Genomic DNA, 5,646 nt, shown 5'->3' on the forward strand with positions numbered 1-5,646 from the left:
GCACCGCGGCGATGTGCTGCACACCGCGATCGTGACCGAGCGGATGCTGGCCGGCCAGATCGAGGCGATCCGCATCCCGCAGAACCCTCTCGACATCCTGGCGCAGCAGACAGTCGCCGCTGCGGCGATCGAGCCACTTGACGTGGAGGGGTGGTACGAGACGGTCCGACGCAGTGCACCGTTCCGGACGCTCCCCCGTTCCGCCTACGAGGCGACGCTCGACCTGTTGGCGGGCAGGTACCCCTCCGATCGGTTCGCCGAGCTGCGCCCGCGCGTGATCTGGGATCGCGATCTCGGCGTGATCACCGGGCGACCCGGGGCGCAGCGCATCGCGGTCACCAGCGGCGGCACGATCCCCGACCGTGGACTGTTCGGCGTGTTCGTGGCCGGCGAGACTCGCAACGCGCGCGTCGGCGAGCTCGATGAGGAGATGGTCTACGAATCGCGCGTGAACGACGTGTTCACGCTCGGCACGACAAGCTGGCGCATCGTCGAGATCACCCATGACCGGGTCAACGTCGTTCCCGCGTTCGGTCAGCCCGGCAAGGTCCCGTTCTGGCGCGGCGACGGGCTGGGCCGCCCCGCCGAGCTCGGTGAGGCGCTCGGCCGCTTCACCCGCGAGGTGTCCGCCGCCGCACCGGCCGAGGCGTCCCGGCGGCTGTACGAGGCGGGGCTCGACGACAAGGCGGCGGCGAACCTGCGCGCCTATCTCGCCGAGCAGCGCGAGGCCACCGGCACCCTCCCCACCGACACGACCCTCACCGTCGAGCGCAGTCGCGACGAGGTCGGAGACTGGCGCGTCATCTTGCATTCCCCATACGGCATGCACGTGCATGCGCCGTGGGCGCTGGCGGTCAACGCCCGCATCCGCGAGCGGCTCGGCGTGGAGGGGTCGGCTGTGGCCAGCGACGACGGCATCATCGCGAGGGTTCCGGACGCCGAGGCCGAACCACCCGGCGCCGAGCTCTTCGTCTTCGACCCCGACGAGCTCGACCAGCTCGTTACCGATGAGGTCGGGGGGTCGGCGCTGTTCGCGGCGCGCTTCCGCGAGTCGGCGGCCCGCGCGCTGCTCATGCCGCGCATGAACCCGGGCCGGCGCAGCCCGCTGTGGCAGCAGCGTCAGCGGGCGGCGCAGCTGCTGGAGGTCGCGAAGGACCACCCGACGTTCCCGATCATCCTCGAGACGCTGCGCGAGGTGCTGCAGGACGTCTACGACCTGCCCGCGCTGCTTCGCATCGCGCGCGCCATCGGCGAGCACCGCATCCGGCTGGTCGAGACCTCCACCCCGCAGCCGTCGCCGTTCGCGCGCGACCTGCTGTTCGGGTATGTGAGTGCGTTCATGTACCAGGGCGATTCGCCCCTGGCCGAGCGGCGCGCGGCAGCTCTGTCGGTGGATCCGGCGCTGCTATCGGAGCTGCTCGGCAAGGTCGAGATGCGCGAACTGCTCGATCCGGGAGTCATCGCGCAGTTCGAGCTGGAGGCGCAGCGGCTCGATCCCGCCCGGCGAGCACACGGGAAGGAGGGAGCGGCGGATCTGCTGCGGATGCTCGGACCCCTGGATGCCACCGAGGTCGCCGCGCGGCTCGACGAGCCGCAGCACGCACGGGCCCACCTCGACGCCCTCGTCGCCGAACGGCGGGTGATCCCCGTCACGATAGCGGGCGACCCGCGGTTGGCCGCCATCGAGGACGCCGGGCGGCTGCGCGATGCCCTCGGTATCCCGCTGCCGGTCGGCATCCCGACGGCGTTCCTCGACCCGGTCGCCGATCCGCTGGGCGATCTGCTGGCCCGACACGCGCGCACGCACGGCCCGTTTCGCGCGGGGGATGCCGCGGCCCGCCTCGGCATCGGTGCCGCCGTGGCACGGCAGACCCTGCAACGACTCGAGACGCAGGGGCGGGTCACGAGCGGGTACTTCCTTCCCGAGCCACCGGACGGCGGCGCCGAGGCGGACTGGTGCGACGCGGAGGTGCTGCGTCGGCTGCGGCTGCGGTCGCTCGCCGCGATCCGCGGCAGCGTCGAGCCGGTTCCGCAAGACGCGTATGCACGGTTCCTGCCCGCCTGGCAACACCTCGACCGACCTCTGGAGGGCATCGACGGCGTCGCGGCCGTCATCGAACAGCTGGCGGGCGTGCCGATCCCGGCGAGCGCGTGGGAGTCGCTCGTGCTGCCCGCGCGGGTGCGCGACTACTCCCCCGCGATGCTCGACGAGCTGACGGCATCGGGCGAGGTGCTGTGGTCGGGCCAGAGGTCGCTGCCCGGCCGCGACGGCTGGATCGCCCTGCATCCGGCCGATCTGGCCGCGCTCACACTGGCCGATGCGCACCCCGACGCCCCCGAACTCAGCCAGTTGGAGACGCAGGTGCTGGGTGTGCTGAGCGCAGGGGGCGCGTACTTCGCGTCTCAGCTCGAGGCCCTGGTCGAACCGCAGCCGGGACCGTCGGTGGCCGACGCGCTGTGGAACCTCACGTGGGCGGGCCTGGTCGCCAATGACACGTTCGCGCCGATCCGCACACTGCTGGGCGGCGGATCGCAGGCGCACAAGACGACGCGTCGAGCACCCCGGGCGCGCACGTATCGCGGACAGCGGTTCGCGGGCACGCCGCCTCGCCCGCCCGCACTGGGCGGACGGTGGTCGCTGCTGCCCGAACCCGAGCGCGACGCGGCGCAGCGGGCGACGGCGGCGGCGAGTCTGCTGCTCGACCGCTACGGGGTCGTGACGCGTGGATCGGTGCAGGCCGAGGGGGTGTCGGGGGGATTCGCGCAGACGTATCGGATCCTCGCCGGTTTCGAGCAGGCCGGCCACTGCCGCCGCGGCTACATCATCGAGAAGCTCGGTGCGGCCCAGTTCGCGACGTCTGGCACGATCGACCGGCTGCGCGAGTTCACCCGATCCTCACTTCCCCCACCCCCTCCCGACAGCGCTGACGCGCTGCCCGGAACCTCGGGGCGGGTGGGCCCAGACTCCGGAACCGGAAACGGCCGGCGGAGCGGAGGTCCAGACGCGACCCGCTCCCCGAGCTTGTCGAGGTGCCACACCCTCGCCGCGACCGACCCGGCCAATCCGTACGGCGCCGCCCTGGCCTGGCCGGTGCTCGACGGCGTGCGGCATCGCCCCGGCAGGAAGGCCGGCGCGATGGTCGTGCTCGTCGACGGCGACCTCGTGCTGTACCTCGAGCGCGGCGGCAAGACCGCGCTGTCGTTCACCGACGACGAGGAGCGCCTGGCCGCGGCATCCATCGATCTCGTCCGCACCGCCCGCGAGCGCCGGCTCGCCACGCTCACGGTCGAGCAGATCAACGGCGCGTTCGTGCTGGGGTCACCCCTCGGCCACGCGCTGCGCGCGGCCGGCTTCGTCGAATCCCCGCGCGGCCTCACCCTGCGCCGCGCGGACGCCCGGGCGAGCTGAGCATGCCCGAGGGCGACACCGTCTTTCGCACCGCGCAGCGGCTGCACACCGCGCTCGCCGGGGCGCCCATCGCGCGGTTCGACCTGCGCGTGCCCGGCAGTGCCACGGCCGACCTGCGCGGGGAGACCGTGCACGCGGTCGTGCCGCACGGAAAGCACCTGCTGCTGCGCGCGGGCGCGTGCACACTGCACTCGCATCTGAGGATGGAGGGCCGGTGGGACCTCTACCGGCCCGGCGAGAGATGGCGGCGCCCGGGTTTTCGGGCCCGCGCGATCGTCGGCGTCGACGCCGGGCTCGACGGCGCACACGACGCGGTCGGCTTCGACCTGGCGATGGTCGAGGTGGTGCCCACACGTGACGAGGACCGCCTCGTCGGGCACCTCGGTCCCGATCCGCTGCGCGACGACTGGGATCCCACCGAGGCCGCCCGCCGCCTGGCCGCCGACCCCCGCCCGGTGCACGTCGCGCTGCAGGACCAGCGGATCGTCGCTGGGTTCGGCAACGAGTACGTCAACGAGCTGCTGTTCCTGCGCGGCATCCACCCCCGCACCCCGGCGGCGGACGTCGATGCGGCAGCGCTCATCGACCTCGGTGCGCGGACGATCCGCGCCAACGTCGGTCGCCGGAATCGCACGTTCACCGGCGACGCGCGCGCCCCGACGTGGGTGTATCGGCGCGAGGGCCGGCCGTGCCGTCGCTGCGGCGCCCCGATCCGCGGCGGGTCGCTCGGCGCAGGCTCCCGGGCCGCCGACCCGCCGCACGAGCGCATCGTGTTCTGGTGCCCCGTGTGCCAGCCCCTGCCGTGATGGAGCGGGCGTCGCGACCTGCTCCGCGCGTGAAGCGAGCTCGGCCTCACCACGCTCGACACCCGGGTAGCGTGAACCCCATGAAGGCGATCGTCTACTCGTCGCACGGCGAGTCCTCCGTCCTCTCGCTCGTCGACCGCGAGATCCCCGAGCCCGGGCCGGGTGAGGTCCGTGTGCGCATCGCGGTGTCGGGCGTCAACCCGACCGACTGGAAGTCGCGCTCGGCGACCGCGCGGCTCGACAGGTTCGGCGAGATCGTGCCGAATCAGGACGGCGCAGGAGTCGTGGATGCCGCCGGCCACGGTGTCACGGACCTCTCCACCGGCGACCGAGTCTGGCTGTACCTCACCCAGCACGAGCGGCCGGGCGGCACCGCGCAGGAGTACGTGGTCGTGCCTGCCTCGCACGCGGTTCCCCTCGCCGACGACGTCGACTTCGCGACCGGCGCCTCGCTCGCGGTGCCGGCGATGACGGCGCACCGCGCGCTCACGGTGCACGAAGACGGCCCCGCCCGTCTCTCGCCCGGAGCGCTCGCCGGCCGCACGGTGTTCGTCTCGGGCGGCGCCGGGGCCGTCGGCCGCGCCGCCGTGCAGCTCGCGCACTGGGCCGGAGGCACGGTGATCGCGACGGTGTCGTCGCCCGAGAAGGCGGCGCTCGCGCGCGCCGCGGGCGCGCACCACGTCATCGACTACCCGACGGAGGACGTGCCGGCGCGGGTCGCCGAACTCGCCCCGGGCGGCGTCGACCACCTGGTCGAGGTGGCGATCGTCGCCAACGCCGCACAGGACGCCGCGATTGCGGCCAACCGTGCGAGCCTGGCGTACTACGCCGACGACGGCGGGCCGACGTTCACGATGCCCACGCGCGGGTCGTTCGCGAAGAACCTGCGCCTCCAGGGCGTGCTGCTCTACAACGTCGCACCGCAGGCGTGGGCCGCCGCGGTGGACGACATCACCGCGGCGCTGGGCGACGGCATCCTGCGCTCCGGCGCCGAGACCGGACTTCCGCTCACGTGGTTCCCGCTCGAGCGGACCGCCGCCGCACACGACGCCGTGCAGGGCCGCACGGTCGGGAAGGTGCTGATCCGGGTCGCCGACCTCTGACCCGCGGTGCCGTCCCGCCGCCCGCCGCTTCCAGAACGCGGTGCAGGTCGGCGGGTCCAAGACCTCGCGGTTCGGCGACGCCCAGGCGTACGGTGTTCATGGGTTCGACTTCTTCCCGCGCGAGAAGGCGATCACCAGCCGCTGGCTCGCCCCCGCGGCACACGGCGGGATCACCCTCGGGTTCCCGCAGAACGACTGAGGGACAGGAGCATCGACATGACCGACCCGCGGGCCGCACAGGCTTCCACCGCCGACTCCGTCGCCGACGCGCGGGTGCGCGCCGACGACCGGGCGCACGTCTTCCACTCGTGGAGCGCGCAGGCGCTGA

General features: G+C 73.3%; 3 protein-coding genes and 1 pseudogene. All 4 read left to right on the plus strand.

Annotation, left to right across the window (positions count from 1 at the left end; genetic code table 11):
• Positions 1-3,409: ATP-dependent helicase (locus ACK5IN_RS01870; protein WP_416894535.1), on the plus strand; the 3,409-nt coding region annotated here is incomplete at its 5' end.
• Between the two features lie 2 nt (positions 3,410-3,411).
• A complete protein-coding gene (locus ACK5IN_RS01875) occupies positions 3,412-4,215 on the plus strand; it encodes a DNA-formamidopyrimidine glycosylase family protein (RefSeq protein WP_416894536.1) in 804 nt (267 codons plus the stop codon).
• 80 nt (positions 4,216-4,295) lie between these two features.
• Positions 4,296-5,318: an NADPH:quinone reductase gene (locus ACK5IN_RS01880; protein ID WP_416894537.1), complete on the plus strand. Its 1,023-nt coding sequence runs from the start codon at positions 4,296-4,298 to the stop codon at positions 5,316-5,318.
• Between the two features lie 16 nt (positions 5,319-5,334).
• Positions 5,335-5,517 (plus strand): annotated as a pseudogene (locus tag ACK5IN_RS01885) (methylmalonate-semialdehyde dehydrogenase (CoA acylating)); the annotation flags it as partial.
• Between the last annotated feature and the right edge of the window lie 129 nt (positions 5,518-5,646).

Origin of the sequence: Microbacterium sp. (assembly GCF_047971895.1) — a bacterium.
Taxonomy (GTDB): Bacteria; Actinomycetota; Actinomycetes; order Actinomycetales; family Microbacteriaceae; genus Microbacterium.